This is a genomic window from Sinomicrobium sp. (genome assembly GCA_029266035.1).
In the GTDB taxonomy this organism is placed as follows: Bacteria; Bacteroidota; Bacteroidia; order Flavobacteriales; family Flavobacteriaceae; genus Sinomicrobium.
Map to the genome: position 1 here is coordinate 1 of JAJUFH010000010.1, position 20,757 is coordinate 20,757.

The following is a 20,757-nucleotide window of genomic DNA, read 5'->3' on the forward strand; positions in this document are numbered from 1 at the left end:
CTATGTCTTTTTGGTACGACAATCCGGCTAAAACACCTAAGGTATCCTCAAAAAAGAAAAAACTCCGGTGATCCATATAAAATCACCAGAGTTTGTTGTCTGTTTTTTTCGGAAATTAGCTTACTTCTGAAAGTGCCTATTTAGATGTAGTGTTTTAATCTCTGGATCCCATAATTCTCAAGGCCCAATACAGCAACATGGCCAACGAGCCTATGGCTGCGACTAAATAAGTTCGCGCTGCCCATTTTAATGAATCTTCGGCACCTTTGTATTCCTGTTGACTGAGCATATTCTTATTCTTAAGCCAAGCCAGGGCACGGTTACTGGCATCGTATTCCACGGGTAAGGTAACCAGACTGAAAATAGTGGCAAAAGACATCAGTACCAGTCCGGCAACTGCCACGATAAAGCCAAATTGAGAGGCTACCCCAAGTACAAGCCCCCCAATGATGAGCCATTGCGACAGTCCGGAAGACACATTTACTATTGGAACGAGCTTAGATCGCATTTGTAGCCATTGGTAAGCCTGAGCGTGTTGTACGGCATGTCCGCATTCGTGAGCGGCTACGGCAGCGGCAGCGGCATTGCGTTGGCTATAAACCCCTTCGCTGAGGTTTACGGTCTTTTTTGCCGGATTGTAATGATCGGTCAGCATACCTGGAGTAGAGATGACTTTCACGTCGTAAATGCCGTGATCAGCCAGCATTTTTTCGGCGATTTCAGCTCCACTCATGCCGTTGCGTAAATGAACTTTAGAATAGTGCTTAAACTTGCTCTTCAGCTTGTTGCTCACTACCCAACTTACCAGGGCGATGAGCCCGATAATGATGTAATACCCTAAATAACCTCCCATCTTTTTCAGTTTTAAAGTGATAAAAATACAAAAAATACTTCTCCAATATTGCTTTTGCTTTTCGCGGAGCGGTGAATATATCTGATCTTATACAAATCAAAAAACTGACCAAACACTCATAAGCAGGTGCGTCGTTAAGAAAACTTTAGCAAATGATGACAAGGAGATGAACTTTTGTCAGAACAAGAGAAATTCCTTATCCCACTATATTGATAATTTTTCCGGGAACAATAATCACCTTTTTAGGAATGCGGCCTTGTAGTTGTTCTACGGTTTTTTCATGTGCCAGCACGGTTTTTTCCATTTCTTCTTTACTCATGTCGAGCGGCAACTCCAGTTTAAAGCGCATTTTGCCGTTAAAGGAAACAGGGTATTCCTTTGAGCTCTCTACAAGATACTTTTCTTCAAATTGCGGGAAGGGAGCAAAGGCCACAGATTCTTTATGCCCTAGCAATAGCCACAATTCTTCGGCAATATGAGGAGCATAGGGGGCAATGATTATGGCTAAGGGCTCCAGTACTTCACGAGCATTGCACCTTTGAGCAGTAAGTTCGTTTACCGCAATCATAAAAGACGATACGGAAGTGTTGAAAGAGAAACCTTCGATGTCTTCATTGACCTTTTTAATAGCCTTGTGTAGCGACTTCAAACTATCGGCGGAGGCTGGAGCATCTGAGACATAAAAGCTCTCCTCATCCCCCGAGTGATAGAGCTTCCACAGTTTTTTCAGGAAGCCGTGTACCCCGGTGATTCCCGCAGTATTCCACGGTTTGGCCTGATCCAAGGGGCCGAGGAACATCTCGTAAAGACGAAGGGTGTCGGCGCCGTACTGTTCACATATATCGTCCGGATTGACGACATTGTATTTGGATTTAGACATTTTCTCCACTTCTCGCCCTACAGTATACTTGCCATTGTCTAATACAAATTCAGCGTCCTTAAACTCGGGACGCCAGGCCTTAAAAGCTTCTATGTCGAGTTCTTCGGAGCTGTTTACAAGAGAAACATCTACGTGGATTGGTTCTGTTTCGTACTCGGATATAAGATTTGCGGAGACGAAGGTGTTAGTCCCTTTTTTTCGGTATACAAAAGCGCTACTACCCAGTATCATCCCCTGATTTATGAGCTTTTTTGCAAATTCGTCTACGGGAACCAATCCGAGATCAAACAAAAACTTCTGCCAAAAACGAGCGTAGAGCAGGTGACCGGTAGCGTGTTCGCTTCCCCCGATATAGAGGTCTACATCTTTCCAGTAGTCCAAAGCTTCTTTTGAGGCGAATTCTGAAGTATTACCTGCATCCATATAACGGTTAAAATACCAGGAACTCCCCGCCCATCCGGGCATGGTGTTTAATTCGAGGGGGAATACGGTTTTGTGATCTATGCGATTGTTGCTGGTTACTTCGTTGTTTTGTGTGTCCCAAGCCCAGTTATTCGCATTGCCCAAAGGAGGCTCTCCGGTTTCTGTAGGCAGGTATTTTTCTACTTCCGGAAGTCGTATAGGCAGGTGTTGTACATCTATCATTTTAGGTAGGCCGTTCACGTAATATACGGGGAACGGCTCTCCCCAATAACGTTGTCTGCTAAATACAGCGTCGCGGAGACGGTAATTGATACGCCCTTTTCCCGCTCCTGCAGCTTCTAGTTTTGCAATAGCCTTTCCTGTAGCTTCCTCTTGAGAAAGTCCGCTTAAAAAACCTGAATTGGCTATTACGGTACCTTGTTTTTCGCTGTGAGCGGATTCGGAGATGTCTGCATTTTCAAAAATATTGGGTATGGGCAGGTCAAAATGGCGTGCAAAATCGTAATCCCGCTGGTCACCACAAGGCACGGCCATTACGGCTCCAGTGCCATAACCGGCCAATACGTAATCACCTATCCAAATAGGGACAGCCTCTCCGGTAAACGGATGTTCTGCATAAGCTCCTGTAAATACTCCCGAAATGGTTTTTATATCGGCCATTCTCTCTCGCTCACTGCGCTTGGCAGTAGCTTCTATATAGTCGTTCACAGCGCTTTTCTGTGCCTCGGTAGTGATGAGAGGTACCAGTTCGTGTTCTGGTGCCAACGTCATAAAACTCACTCCGAAAATGGTGTCTGGACGGGTGGTAAAAACCGGAATGGTATACGGAGATTTTTTAACTTTAAAGACGACCTCTGCACCTTCAGATCGTCCTATCCAGTTGGTTTGTGAGTCTTTGAGGGCTTGTGGCCAGTCTATGCGGTTCAATCCCTCAAGCAAGCGCTCGGCATAGGCAGTGATTCGCATGCTCCACTGTGTCATTTTCTTGCGTACGACAGGGTGACCTCCTCGTTCGGAAACACCGTTTACAATCTCGTCGTTTGCCAGTACTGTTCCTAGAGCTGGACACCAGTTTACTTCGGTTTCAGCGAGATAGGTGAGTCGGTATTTCAGCAAGATCTTTTCTTTTTCGTCGGCCGAAAAGGCATTCCACTGCGCTGCCGTAAAAGTTTCGGTATCGCTGTCGCATTCTGCGTTTATATGTTCATTGCCTCCAGCTTCAAATTTGGTAGTGAGCGAAGTGATGTCTTCTGCCTTGTCGGTGTCTTTGTTGTACCAAGAGTTGAACAATTGTATAAAAATCCACTGTGTCCACTTGTAGTATTCAGGGTTAGAAGTTCGCACTTCGCGACTCCAGTCGAATGAAAAACCTATTTTGTCCAGCTGTTCGCGATACCTCTTGATATTGGTTTCTGTGGTAATGGCCGGGTGTTGTCCGGTTTGTATAGCGTATTGTTCTGCCGGTAGTCCAAAAGAGTCATATCCCATAGGGTGGAGCACATTATACCCCTTGTGGCGTTGATAACGAGCGTAGATGTCTGATGCGATATAACCCAGAGGATGCCCCACGTGAAGTCCTGCTCCCGACGGGTAAGGGAACATATCTAGCACATAAAATTTAGGCTTTTCTGCGCCTTTTGCACCAGGGTTTTTCGCCCTAAAGCTTTGTTGTTCTTTCCAGTATTGTTGCCATTTGGCCTCTATAGTCTTATGATCGTACTTCATTTGTGGAGCTTGCCGGGATTGCCGGCATTTTTTACAGTTAGGACACAATTGAAGCGCAAAAATACAGCTAATGTACGAAACAGACAATACGGGTACGAAGTGTTAATCAGCCAATTGCAATTAGACACATTTTCCCACTAATCTCAGAGGTTTTTGAGGTCTTTAATCACCTTAAAGGCTTTGTCTATCTGTACTTCTCCAACAATAATGGTAAACTCATTAGTGGTTGAAATAACCTCGTGAAGAATAATTCCCTCCCATGCGAGTCGCTGGAATATAAAGTAATAGATTCCTGGAACAATCACGTTTTCCTCCGGAAGCTTTACGGTTATAGAGGCTAGATTCTCAACTTTCTGAGTCATTTTTTCCTCCTTAAACAAGGCTTCAACCATGGCGTTTAAGGTGTTGCTCACTACGATATTGGTTTCGTTTACCCCTCTGGAAGAAGTGTAAAAGGCGTCCTTGTTTTTGTTTATTTCCTTTAGAAGACTGGCCTGGCTGTTGAGAATGGTGTCGGAGAGGAAAAAGGTGTAATCGGTAAGAGACGAACGCACCGTAATTTCCCCAATGTTTTTGAGCACCTTTAGGATTTTGTGCGTCGCCCTAAACTCCATATCGGAAGACAAGCGCTTAAGAGCCATAACCACTGCACCATTCCTGACTTCCTTTCCCAATTGTTCTTCGATTTCAGGCCCTATGATTCTAGATAAAGAAGTTAGGTTTATAATCCCTTGAGCCAAAGCATTTTGCAGGAAGGGCTTTGTTTTGATGTAGTTCTCCACTACGGAAGAAATCGTTTTCATTGTGAAATGGTTTTGGTTTGAAGGCGCTAAAATAACAAATTGTTTGATTTAAAACAAAGGGTAATAAGAATAAATTCACAAACTACTATTTTTTAACAGTATTGTAGTTTTGCAAGAGGGAGGTCGGAGTTTTTGGCACCTAAACTCTCAGAAAATAAATGCTGTAACTGCAAAATCAGAAGTGAAAAAATGCGTTTTTAAGGTGGTTTAGTTCGTATTTATGTTCATCGCCTATTATGGTTATAATATCGAAACGAACTTCAGTATCGAGTTTGCGATACCTTACATAATGATCCATCGCCTTGACCAGCAAGCGTATCTTTTTTGGGCTTACGGTTTGATTTGGAAGGGCAAATAATGGAGAACTTCTGGCTTTGACCTCGACTGCGGCAAGCATATCTCCTTTTAGGGCTATAATGTCTATCTCGGCACGGGCAAAGGTGTAATTCCGCTCGATAATGGCGTAGCCTTGTTCCCGCAGATAGTCTGCAGCAATATTCTCGCCTTTTATTCCGAAATCGTTGTGCGTTGCCATAGTTACTGATTGTCAAAAATACAGTTTTTTCTTTCAAAAAAGAATTGTTTGCTGTTCTGAAGACTGTAATTAGAAGAAAAAGGAGTTCTAATTTTCGGGTTTGTCTTTGAATTCAAGGCTTACTTTTTCGTCACTTACCTGCAATTTTACCCTTTGTCCGAGAATCAGTGCTCTGTTGTCTTTGAGATGCCCTGCCGGGAAGTTGAAACAGATCGGGAAGTTGTATTTACTGGCAATATCCTCAATAATGCCTATAGCGTCTTTTCCCCAGGGGATACTGTTGTCGTGCATTCGGGTCATTCCTCCTACTATCAGTCCTTCTATATGGTCAAAATACCCGTTGCGTTTGAGATTCATCATCATGCGATCTATATGGTAGAGGTATTCGTCCAAATCCTCTATAAAAAGTATCTTGCCCTGGGTATCTACAGCCGATGGGGAACCCAGTAAGCTGTATAAGATAGAGAGGTTGCCGCCGGTGAGTACACCTTCTCCATTTCCACTTCGGTTATGTGTATTTCCCGAAACGGTATAGCTCAAGGGGTTTCCGAATAGACCGTCTTTGAGGCTTTGTATAGATTCGGGAGAATTCTTTTTTACATTGAGAGGCATGGTCGCGTGAAGGGTGGCTATTCCCATATTGTGTATGTGGCTGTGCAATACGGTAACGTCGCTGTATCCCACTATCCATTTCGGCTTTTTGCGAAAGTCTTCAAAGTCGATGAGGTCGATTATGCGAACGGTACCATATCCGCCACGGGCGATCCACACCGCTTTTACGGTCGGATTGTCTAACATCTGTTGGAGGTCGGCTGCCCGCTTGCGATCTGTTCCCGACAATTGATGGTATTCCGGACCAATAGTATTGCCCAATATCACATGCAGTCCCCACGTTTTGAGCAAGTCCATGGCCGGAATTGCATCCTCGGGCTGAAAACTTCTGGCCGTGGCAATGATGCCGACAGTATCGCCTTTTTGTAAATAAGGAGGAATAACCATCTCTTGTGCGTTCAGGCTAACAAGCTGGAAAACTAACAGTGGAAGGACAATGATTTTGTACATAAAAAATAGATAGAAGAGTGAACAACAACCGGCAAATTAACAAATATGCAGTAAAACAATGATACGATTTGCCGATTTTTACGGTCTAATCCATCCTAATGCTTATTTTTGCACTTGCTGCGCGGACTGCGTTTTTGTAACGCGGCGACAGGCACTTTTGTTGCCTTTCGGAAATTGATTTTTTGAAACTAGAGAAAATACATTTTATGTCAGAATACCCGAAACGTTATACCGTAACATCTGCATTGCCCTATACCAATGGTCCTATCCATATTGGTCACCTGGCAGGGGTTTATGTTCCTTCCGATATTTATGTGCGCTATCTGAGATTGCGCGGAAGAGATGTCGCTTTTGTATGTGGAAGCGACGAGCACGGAGTGGCCATCTCCATGAAAGCGAGAAAGGAGGGGGTGTCTCCGCAAGAGATCATAGACCGGTATCACGGAATGATCAAAAAATCTTTTGAAGAATTCGGAATCTCGTTTGACAATTACTCCCGAACCTCAGCTCGGGTACATCACGAAACGGCATCCGGTTTTTTCCGCGAGTTATACGACGATAATAAGTTTATAGAAGAGGTCACAGAGCAGTTGTACGACGAAGAGGCCGGGCAATTCCTGGCCGATCGCTTTGTAGTAGGAACCTGCCCTAAGTGTGGAAACGAAGAGGCTTATGGCGATCAGTGTGAAAGCTGTGGGTCGTCGCTCAACGCTACCGATTTAATCAACCCGAAATCGACCATTACAGGAACCGCACCGGTGCTAAAAGAAACCCGACACTGGTTTCTCCCGCTCGATCAATACGACAGTTTCCTCAGAGAGTGGATATTGGAAGGGCATAAAAACGACTGGAAACCCAATGTATACGGGCAAGTAAAATCCTGGCTCGACGACGGCTTGAAACCCCGTGCGGTAACCCGCGATTTGGACTGGGGAATTCCAGTACCTGTAGAAGGGGCAGAGGGCAAAGTGCTCTACGTTTGGTTTGACGCTCCCATAGGTTATATTTCTTCTACCAAAGAATGGGCCGAAAGGGAAGGAAAAGACTGGGAACCCTACTGGAAAGACAAAGACACCAAACTGGTTCACTTTATCGGAAAAGACAATATCGTATTTCACTGTGTGATTTTTCCGGCTATGCTCAAAGCACAAGGGAGTTATATCCTTCCTGATAATGTACCGGCCAACGAGTTCCTCAATCTTGAAGGGAACAAGCTGTCTACTTCAAAAAACTGGGCAGTATGGCTTCACGAATACCTGGAAGATTTTCCGGGTAAGCAAGACGTGCTGAGATATGCACTCACCGCCAATGCTCCGGAGACCAAGGACAACGACTTTACTTGGAAGGATTTTCAGGCGAGAAACAACAACGAATTGGTAGCCATATTCGGGAATTTTGTAAATCGGGTAGTCGTGCTTACCAACAAATACTACGACGGAGTGGTTCCAAATCCCGGTACCTTTACCGATTACGACAGAGAAACCCTGGAAGCCCTTAGTAAATATCCCGAAATTATCGCTTCTTCTACAGAGCGTTACCGTTTTAGAGAAGCCCTAGGTGAGCTGATGAATGTGGCAAGACTGGGCAACAAATACCTCGCAGATGAAGAGCCTTGGAAATTGGTCAAAGAAAATCCAGAAAGAGTACAGACCGTGATGTATGTTGCGCTTCAGATAGCTGCTGCCTTGGGAGTGCTAAGTGAACCTTTTCTCCCCTTTACCGCCGATAAACTCAGAAATATGCTGGCACTTCCAAAGCTGGAGAATGGGGTGGCATGGGAAACTGTGGCAACTGCAGATGAACAATTGACTGCCGGGCATCACATAGGTAAGGGCGAATTGCTGTTTTCCAAGATTGAAGATGCCGAAATCGAAAGGCAATTAGAGCGTTTAGAGAAGACCAAGTCCGACAATAAAAGCGATGTGCAGAAAGCCGTAATACCGCAAAAAGAAACCATCAGTTACGACGATTTTGCCAAGTTGGACATGAGAGTAGGAACCATAGTGGAAGCCGAAAAAATGAAAAAAGCGGATAAATTGCTCGTACTGAAAGTAGATACCGGGCTAGATGTTCGCACTATAGTATCGGGAATTGCACAGAGTTTTAGTCCGGAAGAAATAATTGGAAAAAAAGTTACTGTTTTAGTCAATCTCGCCCCCCGAAAGCTCAGAGGTGTAGAGAGCCAAGGAATGATACTGATGACGCAACAGGCAGATGGCAAGCTGGTATTCCTCAATCCGGATGAAACCGTCGAAAATGGAGAGAGTATTTCGTAACGCCTGAATTTAAACACATTAATCAATCAACAGAGGAGACAATGAATATATTAATACTGGGAGGCGGTGGAAGAGAGCATACTTTTGCATGGAAAATCGCCCAAAGCGATAAGGTAAAGCAATTGTTTATAGCCCCCGGAAATGCGGGAACGGCAAAAACCAAACTGGCTTCGGGAGCAGAAGCTACTAATGTAAATATATCGGCAACGGATTTTGATGCGGTAAAAGCCTTGGTGCTGGAAAAGCAGATAGATATGGTGGTTGTTGGTCCAGAAGATCCGTTGGTAAAAGGAATACACGATTATTTTTTGAACGACGAACAGCTCAGAGGGGTCGCTGTTATAGGTCCGCAGAAAGAAGCCGCACGCCTGGAGGGAAGTAAGGAATTTGCCAAAGAGTTTATGAGCCGTCACAGCATACCTACGGCGGCATATCGCAGTTTTACCGCTGCAGAATTGAAAGAAGGTCAGGCTTTTTTAGAAACTTTGCAAGCTCCTTATGTGCTCAAAGCTGACGGACTGGCAGCGGGAAAAGGAGTACTTATACTGCAAGATCTAGAAGAAGCAAAAGCAGAGCTCAAGAATATGCTGGTAGAAGCCAAATTTGGAGAAGCTAGCGCCAAGGTAGTCATCGAAGAGTTCTTGAGCGGAATAGAGCTCAGTTGTTTTGTGATTACCGATGGAGAAAATTATCTGACCCTCCCTATGGCTAAAGACTACAAGAGAATAGGGGAGGGAGACACCGGACTTAATACCGGTGGTATGGGAGCGGTTTCGCCGGTGCCGTTTGCAGATGAAGAGTTTGTCAGAAAGATTGAAGATCGCATTGTAAAACCAACTGTTTCGGGCTTCCGTAAAGATCAGCTATCCTATAAAGGATTTGTTTTTATCGGATTGATTAAGGTAGGTGACGATCCGTATGTCATAGAGTACAATGTGCGTATGGGAGATCCGGAGACCGAGGTGGTGCTGCCAAGAGTTAAAAACGACCTGGTAGAACTCTTTGAGGCAGTACATAAAGGCACACTCAACACTGTAAATCTCGAGGTCGATCACAAGGCTGCCACTACAGTAATGGCAGTCTCTGGCGGATATCCAGAAGCTTATGAAAAAGGAAAGGAGATTACGGGTATCGACAGTGTTGAAAAATCCCTGGTTTTTCACGCGGGGACAGCTCTCGACGGTGATAAGGTGCTCACCAGCGGCGGCCGGGTAATCGCTGTTACTTCATATGGAGAAGATTTTAGAGAGGCTCTGAGGCAGTCGTATGAGAGTATGAGTAAATTGAACTTCGACAAAATGTACTACCGCAAGGATATAGGATTTGACTTGTAGTAGAACACAACTTATTTTGCGTGGAAGTAAAACAAAAAGCCGCCCTTATTTTATATGAAGCGGCTTTTTGTTGTGTTGCCTATAAGAGTAGCAATACCTCTGAGGGTTTTGCGTTTATTTTAGGAATGAATGAGCGGTAATACTTTTGTTTTCTGCCCCTTCTTCGTTGTATTTTTTGAGTTGAAGTATCCAGTAAACAATGGCGCACATACAGATGATGATAAACAACCAGTTTAGGGTATTGGCAGCCCACCAGCTTTGGAGCTCCAATTCCCGAAGAGCGTGTAGTGGAACAAAAAGAACGTGTTCAAAGAGGTATTGAATGCCTTCAAAAAAATCTTTCATCGCTTCTAGGTAAAAGTTATACTATATTTACCCTGCAAATGTACATTATTTACATCGTAAACCCATAAAAACAAGAAATGATTTCCAGTTTTTTTAACCGGACTAAGCCCATAAACATATTATTTATAGTGGTCTATATGGCGTTTTTTTATTGCCTTTCCCGTTTTTTTCTCTATCGACCAGAGTGGAATATTGGGGCAATGACCACTTATATTGGACTATTTCTGGTATTGGTGTTTAGCGTTTTTCTGATAAATTTTATCGTTAGGAAAAATGCCTTGTGTGAGAATAATTCCTATTCTTCCCTACTGTTTGTAACACTTATCAGTCTTTTTCCTCAAATATTTGTAAGTCCTGAAATTGTTGTAGCTAACCTTTTTGTTTTGCTCGCATTGCGGAGGATAATCAGTATTCGCTCGTTTATTAAGGTCAAACAAAAACTCTTCGATGCCTCCCTGTGGATTTGTGTATCAGCTCTTTTCTACGAGTGGACACTGTTGTTTCTCTTGTTGGTCTTTGCCGCCATAGTGGTTTACCGAGTGGGAGATTACAAAAACTGGTTAGTGCCTTTGGTCTCGGCTTTTGTGGTGGGAATATTGCTGCTAACCTATGTCATTTGGATGCGAGATATGAATTGGGTGGAGGAAAAATTCCTGTTTTCAATAGATTTTTACAGTGTAAAGACCAAGACTTTGGGCTTTATCTCTGCAGTGAGCTTCACTGTTTTGATCGGGCTGGTGTCTATCATCTCCTTTATACGTCACTACAAAGCCAAACCATCGGTGGTACAATCGTCTCTACTGCTCGTGATTGTAGCCATGTTTATAGGCTGTGGAGTGGCTTTTGTGTCTAATAATAGGGAAAGCGACGAGCTGATATTCGCGCTTTTCCCGGTAGCCGTGCTCACGGCCAATTACCTTCAGGAAATCAAGAAGATATGGTGGAAAGACGGTTTGTTGTGGCTCTTTGCGGCAGCTCCGTTTATATTGTTGTTTATAAATTGACAACCCGATTATGTCAGACCTCAATCCCCTATTGCCGATTTCGGAAGCTAGGCTTTCAGGATTGTTGTACATTTGTCGTAATTCGATGTTCGCTCGTGATTAATTAGAAAGAGTGGGCAATTTGAGCCGTTTTATAAGCAACGAAATTGCAAAGACAACGTCTTGAAGAGAATGGATTACTCAAAGACAGTACAACCGATTGTCGACAAGTATTCAGAAGGTGGCTGATAAAAAAAAAAACAATATGCAAAACAAAGGGTATTTTTCACATGAAACCGCTGTTATAGATGAAGACTGTTCTATAGGTGATGGAACCAAAATATGGCATTTCTCTCATATTATGTCCAATTGCATCATTGGTGAGCAGTGTAATATAGGGCAAAATGTAGTGGTTTCTCCAAGGGTTGTTCTGGGGAAAAACGTCAAGGTTCAAAACAATGTATCCATATATACCGGGGTGGTGTGTGAAGACGACGTATTTCTAGGGCCTTCTATGGTGTTTACTAATATTATCAATCCCCGCAGTGCAGTAGTTAGGAGAGATCAATACGTCGAAACCCTAGTTAAAAAAGGGGCGTCCATAGGGGCCAATGCTACTATTGTATGTGGCAATAGCATTGGCTGTTTTGCCCTAATAGGAGCAGGGACGGTGGTGACTAAGCAGGTACCCGATTACGCCCTTGTTGTGGGAAATCCCGGAAAGCAAATAGGCTGGGTAAGCGAGTACGGGCACAGACTGAATTTTGACGACAAAGGGATAGGAATTTGTCCGGAAAGCAAACAGGAATACCGACTGCAAGGACAAAAAGTGAAACGAATAAAATAATTTAAATAGATGAAAAACTTTGCTTTGGTAGGAGCTGCAGGATACATTGCTCCAAGACATATGAAAGCGATCAAAGAGACTGGTAATAATCTTCTAGCGGCATTAGACAAGAGCGATAGTGTTGGTATAATAGATTCCTATTTTCCGGAGGCCGATTTCTTTGTCGAATTTGAACGATTTGACCGGCATATAGAAAAACTGAAATACGATAATAAGATCCTTTTGGATTATGTGAGTATATGCTCGCCCAACTATCTTCACGACGCCCATATTCGTTTTGCACTTCGCAGTGGAGCTGATGCCATTTGCGAAAAACCTCTGGTGCTAAACCCTTGGAATATTGACAAGTTGCAAAAGGTAGAAGAAAAGACGGGGCAAAAAGTGTACAATATTCTTCAGTTACGTGTACATCCGAGCATAATTGCCCTGAGAGAAAAAGTAAAAAACGGAAAAAGAGATCAAAAGTTTGAGGTTGACCTTACCTATTTGACCTCTAGAGGACATTGGTATCACACTTCTTGGAAAGGCGATCAGAACAAATCGGGGGGGATAGCGACAAATATCGGAGTTCATTTTTACGATATGCTCTCGTGGATATTTGGCGATTTACAGGAAAATACTGTTCATGTTCACGAAGAGGACAGGGCAGCGGGATATCTCGAATTTGAAAACGCACGGGTGCGATGGTTTCTCTCTATCAACAGAGAATACTTGCCTAAAGAAGTCAGAGCCAAAGGACAAACTACCTACAGATCTATAACTATAGACGGAGAAGAACTCGAGTTTAGTGGAGGCTTTACAGACTTGCATACCATGGTTTACCGCGATATCCTTGAGGGGAGAGGTTACGGTCTGGAAGCTGCCCGTACAGCTATCGAGATTGTGCACAATATCAGAAACACAAGGCCCGTGGGTGTGAAAGGAGAATATCACGAATTGCTGAATGAAAATTAAAGAAATAATAAGGTATATTAGCAATAGCCTGTCTCGGTCAGATTTTCTTCGAAATGTTCTTACATTGATGACCGGCACTGCTTTGGCTCAATTAATTCCTTTACTCATAGCACCCGTATTGTCCAGGATATACTCGCCTACAGAGTTTGGGCGATTGGCTCTGTATTTGTCTATTGTGCAGATTTTGGGTTCTGCGGCCAACGGGAGGTATGAACTAGCCATAGTTTTGCCTAAAGAAAGAAAAGAAGGAGTACAGCTTACCCTGATTTCAATTTTGATAACTGTTGGAGTTTCATTTTTCTCCCTATTGGGAGTCTTGTTATTTTCTGAGGAAATTTCCCGATTTTTGGGAGACCCTAAACTGTCATCCTGGTTGTTTTTGGTTCCGGTAAGTGTTTTGATGATCGGAGCGTTTAACGCTTTGAATTATTACAATACACGAGAGAAGAAATTCAGGGATATAGCAAAAGCAAATATATTTAAATCCTTTGGAGGAAACTTGACCCAACTTCTGCTGGGGCTTGCTAAATACACGGCGGGAGGATTGATCATAGGCCAGGTGCTGTCTCATTTTTTCGGAAATATAAGAATGCTAAAATCCTTTTTGAAAGAGAAAAATCACATCAGAGAAACGCAGTGGGAGGATTTGAAATACTTGGCTAAGAGATATGTCAATTTCCCCAAGTTTTCTCTAGGGGCTATTTTTTTTAATACAGTATCGGTCAATCTATCCAATTTTTTTATCTCTCGAGTATACACACTAAGCTCAGTAGGGTTTTATTCACACGCCTATAGATATTTGGCAGTACCCCTTAATTTGATTGGAAATTCAGTGAGCCAGGTCTACTTTCAAAAACTGTCGGAAAACAAGGAAGATCGAGAAGTCTCTTTGTCTTTTTTTTATAAATCTCTGAAGAGGTTGTGCGTATTGGGGCTTGTTTTTTTTGTACCTCTTTTTTTTGTTATTGAAGAGTTATACGTTTTTATTTTCGGAGAAGAGTGGAGAATGGCCGGGCACTATGCGAGGATTTTAATTCCGCTTTTTTACATTAGACTTACAGTGAGCCCCTTAAGTGTGACAAACAGTGTTTTTGAACATCAAAAAATATCGTTTTTATGGCAATTGGGACTTTTGCTTATTAATGTAGGCATATTTGTAGCGGCAATGCTGTTAAACTGGTCGTTAATTTCTTTATTGGTTGTTATGGTGGTTTGTCTTTCAGTATATTATCTTTATCTTTTGTGGATAATGCGAAATGTAATTATTGGAAAGTATGGGTGATAATATATGCGCAGTTGTCCTCGGAGGATATGTAAATGGATATTCCATCATTCAGGAACTATACCAATTTAAAGTTAAAAACATAGCCCTTTTGCATTATGGGGGTCAGATTGCGAGTTACAGTAATAAACTAACGGACAAACTGGTTATTGGGAATGATAAAGAAAGGCTGTTGCAAGCTTTACTAGAGCTGAAAAAAAAGTATGACAAACTCGTTTTATTCCCTACCGACGATTTGCTGCTTGAAAACCTTCACGCCATTAAGGAACAGCTAAAAGAGTTTTGCTTTTTACCTTTCAATACCGATAACCTTTTAACTGTAATAGATAAGAAAGTTCAATATGAGTTCTGTGAAAAATTAGGGGTCCCTTTTCCCAAAACTATTTCCATCAAAGAAGTGAAAGATCTGGAAAGATTAAGCACCATTGCTCTACCTATTTTAATAAAGCCCAATAAGCGGGAGGATTTAAGGGAAAAAGTGTTCAGATCACTTCGAATAGAGTCTAAGAGCAGCCTTCAGAAAAACAAAAACAAATTAGAGAAATTTGTGAAAAAGGGGATGACCTTTATCGCTTCTGAGATTATTCCAGGAGACACCAACGGAAGTATTTATGCGTATACAGGATACAGAAGTCCGAATAGCAAAAACATAGAAAATGAATGGACAGGAAGGAAATTGACCCAATTTCCAGACGATTACGGTGTCTTTTCAAGCGCGTCAAACGAAGCTCCCAAAATTATAAGAGAACAGGGAAGGAAACTACTAAACGGGATGGATTTGTACGGAATATGCGAACCGGAATTTAAATACGATTACCGAGACGGACTTTACAAGCTAATGGAAATTAATTTGAGATCTATGATGTGGCACAGAGTTGGAAATTTGTCGGGAGTACACCTACAATACACACAGTGGTGTGATGCAGTCAATGCTCCGATTAAAAGGGAAAAACAAGTGTCGGAAACCGTTCATTTTTGCTATTTAAAACACGAAGTGATTAATTTATTGTTTAGAAAAGGGTATTATAGGTATTTTAGAAGTAATTTAAAGCACTCAAAGACCTCCTTGGGGTTGTGGGATAAAAAGGATATGTTTCCTTTTGTTATAGATCAGTTTGGCACAGTAAAAGAGATCGGAAAATTAATGGTAAAAAAGATTATTGGGAGACAAGATGCCTAAAACGTTTTACAACAGATTAAAGCAAAAAATTCAGAAAATCAGACTGAGAAAGCAAGGGGTTATCATACATAATAACACTGCGTTTTTTAATATTTCTTTTCGCGGCACCGCTGTAGTCGAACCGTATTGTAGACTGATAGGAGACCCGAAAATTGAGGTCGGAAATAACTTTTATGCAAATTCCGGCTGTCACTTCCTGGGAGAGATCACCTTTGGAGACGATGTTATGATAGGGCCTAAGACCATTATTTGGGGACGAGATCACGGTATGGCAATCGATATGCCGATGTATGGGCAGGAGCACAAAAAAGCGCCAGTTGTAATAGGCAATGACGTATGGATTGGCGCAGGTGTTATTATCTTAAAGGGCGTTACACTGGGAAATGGCGTAGTTATAGGAGCCGGTTCAGTAGTGACAAAAGATGTTCCAGACAATGCCGTTGCCATGGGAAACCCCGCAAGAGTAATTAAATTCAGAGATTGATGTTAAGGGTATATACCAATTCTGATTGTTTGGAAGAAAAACAATATATTTTTCGACAGATCTTGGGAAACATCTCAGGAGTTGAATACGAGTTGTATATCGATGAGGATTTGTCTGAGATTGTAGTAAAATATAAAGAAGAGAAGAAAAGCCTATCGATAAACTCTAGTTTTTTCAATCAATTTAAAAGCTTGCAATGGCTTTCCAAAGAATCTCTGCCCAAACAACCGTTGAAATACCTGAAAAAAGACACTTTCAGTCTTTTAAATCTCGATGTCGAAGAAGAATTACCCGTGATTTACGGAAGTACTGAATACGATTTTTCTCCAGAAAACATAAAATTGGGAGTAGATATTTTTGGTTCGTGTTTTTTTATGCTTTCCAGGTATGAAGAATTGGTGATTGAAGAAAAAGACATACACGGGCGCTTTCCAGCAAAACAATCTCTGGCGTATAAAGAAGGCTTTTTAATGCGACCTGTGGTAGACGAGTATACGGAATTATTGTGGGGGGCAATAAATTTTCTGTGGCCGGATTGCAGGAGGAAAAGAAGGAGTGGTAAAACACTTGTCAGTTGTGATGTAGATTACCTTAAAGACTCCGGCGCGTATTTTCCCGGAATCGTAAAAAGAATGGCAGGAGACCTGTTGGTCAGGAAGTCGCTTAAAGAGGTGCTCAAATCGATAAGATCCTTTTACCAAGTGGCCGTATTAAAAAAGAAATACGACGATCCATTCTACTCATTCGACCTGATGATGGATGTTTGTGAGGAGCAAAACCTCAAAATGGCCTTTTATTTTATTCCGAAAAATAACAAAAAAAGTATTGACGGGGATTATGATATAGATAGTGATGAGGTAATAAAGCTGATGCAAAAAATAATGAAAAGGGGTCACGAAATCGGCTATCACGCCAGCTATGATTCGTACAAGGAAATTGAAAAAACAATAGCCGAAGTAACCCTTCTTAAAAAAGTCTATGAAAAAGCAGGAGGAAATGCCGATGATATCACAGGAGGAAGACAACATTATTTGAGATGGGAGACAGGGGTGACGGAAAAAAATTGGGAAGCGGCAGGATTGACGTACGACTCTACATTGGGCTATGCCGAACATATTGGTTTTAGGTGTGGCACCTCTCATGAGTACAATTTTTACGACTGTGTAAACAGAAAACCCATGAAATTGAAAATACGTCCACTGTTGATAATGGACTGTTCTTTAATCGATAAAAAGTATATGGGATTGGATTTTGACACTGCTATGAACCAAGCTGCCTTACTCCGTCGAAAATCGTTTGTAAACCGAGGAAATTTTACTTTATTATGGCATAATTCCTTCTTGCGCGAATCTTTTAAAAAGAAGATGTTTCGGAACATATTAGAAAAATTTGACTGATGAAAATATTGACAATAATAGGGGCAAGGCCACAGTTTATTAAGGCGGCTACAGTGTCGCGAACGATAAAAAACTATAGAGATATAACGGAGATAATAGTTCATACAGGACAACATTTCGACACGAATATGTCTGATGTTTTTTTTGAAGAGATGAATATTCCGAAACCCGATTACAATTTGGGAATTGGTGGCGGAACCCACGGGTTGCAAACCGGGCAAATGCTGATAAAACTAGAAGAGGTTATTTTAGAGCAGGCGCCTGATTGGGTACTGGTTTACGGCGATACAAACTCAACACTGGCAGGAGCACTTGCAGCTTCTAAACTCCATATTCCTATAGCACATATAGAAGCTGGACTTAGGTCATTCAACAAAAAAATGCCAGAAGAAATCAATAGGATTCTTACTGATCAAGTTTCAGAAATCTTGTTTACACCTACCGAGATAGCCGATAAGAACCTGCTTAGCGAAGGAGTGAATAAACACAAGATCAAATATTCTGGAGATGTGATGTATGACGCTGCTCTTTTTTATGGGAAGATGGCCGACGACAAAAGTACTATCCTGGAAGATATTGGGGAAAGAGAAAAGGAATATATCCTGTGTACTGTTCACAGGGCAGAAAACACAGATTCTTCGGAAAGGCTTAAAAGCATTTTCAAAAACCTTGAAAAAATAGCGAGTGATTATCGACTGGTTATACCTCTTCATCCGAGAACAGAGAAGGCTTTAAAAGAGCTTAATTTTGATTTTGCGAAAACAGATATACATTTTATCGATCCTGTGGGCTATATCGATATGGTAAAGCTCGAAAAGCAAGCTGGCTTAATCATTACAGACTCTGGAGGAGTGCAAAAAGAAGCCTATTTTCACAAAGTGCCATGCCTTACTTTGAGAAATGAAACAGAATGGCTGGAGTTAGTAGACAAGGGGTACAACGCTTTGATAAAGAATATAGACAAATTAGCGTCCCTTGTTCAGTCTCAGTGGCGGCGACCTATGGAACATACTGAAAATTTATATGGTGATGGAGAAGCTGCTCTCAAAATAGTAGAAACCTTAATTCGATTCCACAGTGAAAATAGCGTATCTGCTTCCGATTAATATAGAAAAATACGGGGGGGTTTTAAATAAGGTAGATTCACAGGTTAGTGCTTGGATAGAGGCAGGCATGGAAGTGAGGATTATTCTTATTACTTCAAATAGAAATACACCTATTGAAACTACCGCCTTAGGATCACTTTATCAGAGAGGAGTGGTAGAAGTTCATTATACCCGCGAAAAGGGGCTTCTCCCGGTAGATTTACTGAAAGACCTAGCTGGTTTGAAATCTTCTTTTTCAAAGGTTTTGGAGCGTTTACACGATTACAATCCCGATCTGGTGTACACTAGGAGCACCCAATACCAACCATTTTACAAAAGGGTTGGGGTAAAGTATAAACTTGTGTTGGAAATAAATACCGATATGAGCTCGGAGTATAAAATTCAGGCTCTTCAGAGTTTCCGATACTTTTTCCGATACCTTTACTTTATACTTACAAATCATCTTCTCTTGAAAAAAGTGGCAGGGATAGCTGCTGTAACTTTCGAGATTGAGGAAAAATACAAAGACATGAAGTCAGGTGTTTTTCCGAATTCTATCAATGTAGGGGGCTATAGAGAATGTAAAAAAGGCACTACAGAACAGCGGATTTTATTTATTGGTTCGCCGGGAATGCCATGGCATGGAGTAGATATATTAGTAGAATTGGCAACCAAAATGCCAGAGGTTTACTTTGATATCATCGGAATATCTGCATCGGAATTTGCATCAACCGTTCCTGATAATGTACATTTTTACGGATATCTGAATAAGTCGGAATATTTACCTTTGTTTGAGAAGGCAAGGGCAACAGTAGCTTCTTTAGCATTTTTCCGAAACGGTATGAACGAAGCCTGCCCACTGAAAGTGAGAGAATACCTAGCCTGTTGTAAACCGGTTATCCTGCCGTATAAAGACACGGCTTTCGAGCAGAAAGGCTATCCCGATTGGGTGCTAAAGCTGGAAAATGACAAAGAGAAAATACTTTCGTCTACGGGTGAAATAAGATCCTTTCTCGAAAAATGCGACGAGTTTAACCTCACTCAACAGCAGGTAATGCGTTATGTAGATGTAGAATATATAGAGAAGGAAAGAGTGTCCTTTTTTAGGGAGATAATCAAAAAAAATGTATAGTAGAAAACTGTTTATTACGCTTTATGTGATTGCCATTATGGCAATATTTACCTATTCGTATACCAGTTTTTACAGCAATTATCTGGAATTGTTTTTGGTGTTGATTGTGGTTTTGAGAAGCAATAAGATCAACCGAAAGATATTTGTGCCTTTTGTGTTGAGCACGGTCTATCTGGTGGGAAGCGGGATATATGCCGTGCTTGTCAAAAAACATCACATATTAGATTTTCTACTCATTTACAAATTTTTTATCTACGCGGTATTCTTCTCTTTTCTCGTGGGTAAAAAATTTCTCAACCAGTCTTGGTTTGTCGATTTTTACAGGTTTTTGATAGCAGCTTTCTTCGTGAAATACACCTTGGCAATGTTGGTTTTTCACAACCCCAGACCGATACTCTTTCACGAAAACAATTATGAATTGATGTTCTTATCACTGCTTTTTTACTTGTATTACATCCTCAAAAAGAAAGTCAGTTTTGAACATCAGTTGCTGCTTTCCGTACTCTTCCTAATGTCGGGTTCAAAATCAGGACTGCTCATCCTCCTGTTTGTGCTCTGTGTCGTAAATTTTAAGCTGTTGATCAAAAGGATATATATCATTCTTCCAGCTTTTATCGCTCTGTTACTTGCTGTTCTTGCAGTTTTTAGCAACAGAATGGGGGGCACACTCAATTTTGAAAACACCGATCGGTTTAGGTTCCTCATGGTCTTTGCCGAAGAAACCAAATCGTGGGGACTAAGCGAAATTTTATTCGGATCGAGCAGAATCACTCCCTTGAGTGCAAAGGGATGTGGCGCACTTGCGTATTACAAAGATCTCTTTAGCTATAGTGGAGACGGCTCGTGCTACTCAGTTATTTTTCACTCTTATATTTTAAGAGCTGTTTTTGATCATGGGATTATAGGATTACTACTTATCTGCGCATTTGTGTACTACGCGGTAGTGCTGTCTGGGTTTAAGAGAAAGCAAGCCCTTGTGGTATTGGGAATAGCATTGGTAAACGGATTGTCGGTCTCTTCCTTTAACAGTGTATACTTCGCGCTGGGCGTGAGCTTTTTTCTAATTCTCAATAGGGATGGAAGAGAGATGGCATTTAGCACATATAGGGAGGGGTTGATGAGAGGAATAAACCGCTTCATTTCTAGGGGAGGGAACAGACAAATGGATGTTTAATTT

The 20,757-nt window shown here is 41.8% G+C and carries 18 protein-coding genes; 12 read left to right on the forward strand and 6 right to left on the reverse strand.

Going from position 1 to position 20,757, the window contains the following annotated elements; translation table 11 throughout:
- Window positions 1-154: 154 nt before the first annotated feature.
- The 5 genes from ACYZZR_RS06515 to ACYZZR_RS06535 form a co-directional block, all read right to left on the reverse strand.
- Entirely contained in the window at window positions 155-853 is a 699-nt protein-coding gene (locus ACYZZR_RS06515; protein ID WP_461533191.1) for a zinc metallopeptidase, read from the reverse strand.
- Window positions 854-1,049: 196 nt separating this feature from the next.
- Window positions 1,050-3,881 carry a leucine--tRNA ligase gene (gene leuS, locus ACYZZR_RS06520; RefSeq protein WP_461533192.1) on the reverse strand — a complete coding sequence of 944 codons (2,832 nt, stop codon included), beginning with the start codon at window positions 3,879-3,881 and terminating at the stop codon, window positions 1,050-1,052.
- A gap of 143 nt (window positions 3,882-4,024) precedes the next feature.
- A complete protein-coding gene (locus ACYZZR_RS06525) occupies window positions 4,025-4,684 on the reverse strand; it encodes an aspartate kinase (RefSeq protein ID WP_461533193.1) in 660 nt (219 codons plus the stop codon).
- A gap of 175 nt (window positions 4,685-4,859) precedes the next feature.
- Window positions 4,860-5,219: a YraN family protein gene (locus ACYZZR_RS06530; protein ID WP_461533194.1), complete on the reverse strand. Its 360-nt coding sequence runs from the start codon at window positions 5,217-5,219 to the stop codon at window positions 4,860-4,862.
- An 87-nt stretch (window positions 5,220-5,306) separates the two neighbouring features.
- A complete protein-coding gene (locus ACYZZR_RS06535; protein WP_461533195.1) occupies window positions 5,307-6,281 on the reverse strand; it encodes a S66 peptidase family protein in 975 nt (324 codons plus the stop codon).
- Between the two features lie 206 nt (window positions 6,282-6,487).
- Between ACYZZR_RS06535 and metG the strand changes: the two genes are divergently transcribed.
- Both metG and purD read left to right on the forward strand, forming a co-directional pair.
- Complete coding sequence (metG, locus tag ACYZZR_RS06540) at window positions 6,488-8,557, forward strand: methionine--tRNA ligase (protein ID WP_461533196.1); 2,070 nt, start codon at window positions 6,488-6,490, stop codon at window positions 8,555-8,557.
- A gap of 41 nt (window positions 8,558-8,598) precedes the next feature.
- Window positions 8,599-9,891, forward strand: a complete 1,293-nt coding sequence (purD, locus tag ACYZZR_RS06545; protein ID WP_461533197.1) for a phosphoribosylamine--glycine ligase — start codon at window positions 8,599-8,601, stop codon at window positions 9,889-9,891.
- Between the two features lie 114 nt (window positions 9,892-10,005).
- Here the strand turns inward: purD and ACYZZR_RS06550 are convergent, their stop codons facing one another.
- Window positions 10,006-10,236 carry a DUF6341 family protein gene (locus tag ACYZZR_RS06550; protein WP_461533198.1) on the reverse strand — a complete coding sequence of 77 codons (231 nt, stop codon included), beginning with the start codon at window positions 10,234-10,236 and terminating at the stop codon, window positions 10,006-10,008.
- 77 nt (window positions 10,237-10,313) lie between these two features.
- Here ACYZZR_RS06550 and ACYZZR_RS06555 point away from each other — a divergent pair, with 77 nt between their 5' ends.
- From ACYZZR_RS06555 to ACYZZR_RS06600, 10 genes are all read left to right on the forward strand, one after another.
- Window positions 10,314-11,240: a DUF6427 family protein gene (locus ACYZZR_RS06555; RefSeq protein WP_461533199.1), complete on the forward strand. Its 927-nt coding sequence runs from the start codon at window positions 10,314-10,316 to the stop codon at window positions 11,238-11,240.
- A gap of 244 nt (window positions 11,241-11,484) precedes the next feature.
- Window positions 11,485-12,066 (forward strand): acyltransferase, encoded by a 582-nt coding sequence (locus ACYZZR_RS06560; protein ID WP_461533200.1) that lies wholly within the window; start codon window positions 11,485-11,487, stop codon window positions 12,064-12,066.
- Window positions 12,067-12,075: 9 nt separating this feature from the next.
- Window positions 12,076-13,020 carry a Gfo/Idh/MocA family protein gene (locus ACYZZR_RS06565; RefSeq protein ID WP_461533201.1) on the forward strand — a complete coding sequence of 315 codons (945 nt, stop codon included), beginning with the start codon at window positions 12,076-12,078 and terminating at the stop codon, window positions 13,018-13,020.
- On the forward strand, window positions 13,010-14,302 hold the full coding sequence (locus ACYZZR_RS06570) for an oligosaccharide flippase family protein (protein ID WP_461533202.1): 1,293 nt from the start codon (window positions 13,010-13,012) through the stop codon (window positions 14,300-14,302). The genes ACYZZR_RS06565 and ACYZZR_RS06570 overlap by 11 nt, the downstream gene beginning before the upstream one ends.
- On the forward strand, window positions 14,295-15,482 hold the full coding sequence (locus ACYZZR_RS06575) for a carboxylate--amine ligase (RefSeq protein WP_461533203.1): 1,188 nt from the start codon (window positions 14,295-14,297) through the stop codon (window positions 15,480-15,482). Before ACYZZR_RS06570 ends, ACYZZR_RS06575 begins: the two co-directional genes overlap by 8 nt.
- Window positions 15,475-15,966 (forward strand): DapH/DapD/GlmU-related protein, encoded by a 492-nt coding sequence (locus tag ACYZZR_RS06580; RefSeq protein ID WP_461533204.1) that lies wholly within the window; start codon window positions 15,475-15,477, stop codon window positions 15,964-15,966. Before ACYZZR_RS06575 ends, ACYZZR_RS06580 begins: the two co-directional genes overlap by 8 nt.
- On the forward strand, window positions 15,966-17,363 hold the full coding sequence (locus ACYZZR_RS06585; RefSeq protein ID WP_461533205.1) for a polysaccharide deacetylase family protein: 1,398 nt from the start codon (window positions 15,966-15,968) through the stop codon (window positions 17,361-17,363). Before ACYZZR_RS06580 ends, ACYZZR_RS06585 begins: the two co-directional genes overlap by 1 nt.
- Window positions 17,363-18,469, forward strand: coding sequence for a non-hydrolyzing UDP-N-acetylglucosamine 2-epimerase (gene wecB / locus ACYZZR_RS06590; RefSeq protein WP_461533206.1), 1,107 nt, complete (start codon window positions 17,363-17,365; stop codon window positions 18,467-18,469). The genes ACYZZR_RS06585 and wecB overlap by 1 nt, the downstream gene beginning before the upstream one ends.
- Window positions 18,441-19,580, forward strand: coding sequence for a glycosyltransferase (locus ACYZZR_RS06595; RefSeq protein WP_461533207.1), 1,140 nt, complete (start codon window positions 18,441-18,443; stop codon window positions 19,578-19,580). The genes wecB and ACYZZR_RS06595 overlap by 29 nt, the downstream gene beginning before the upstream one ends.
- Window positions 19,573-20,754: a hypothetical protein gene (locus ACYZZR_RS06600; protein WP_461533208.1), complete on the forward strand. Its 1,182-nt coding sequence runs from the start codon at window positions 19,573-19,575 to the stop codon at window positions 20,752-20,754. Before ACYZZR_RS06595 ends, ACYZZR_RS06600 begins: the two co-directional genes overlap by 8 nt.
- The last annotated feature ends 3 nt before the right edge of the window (window positions 20,755-20,757 follow it).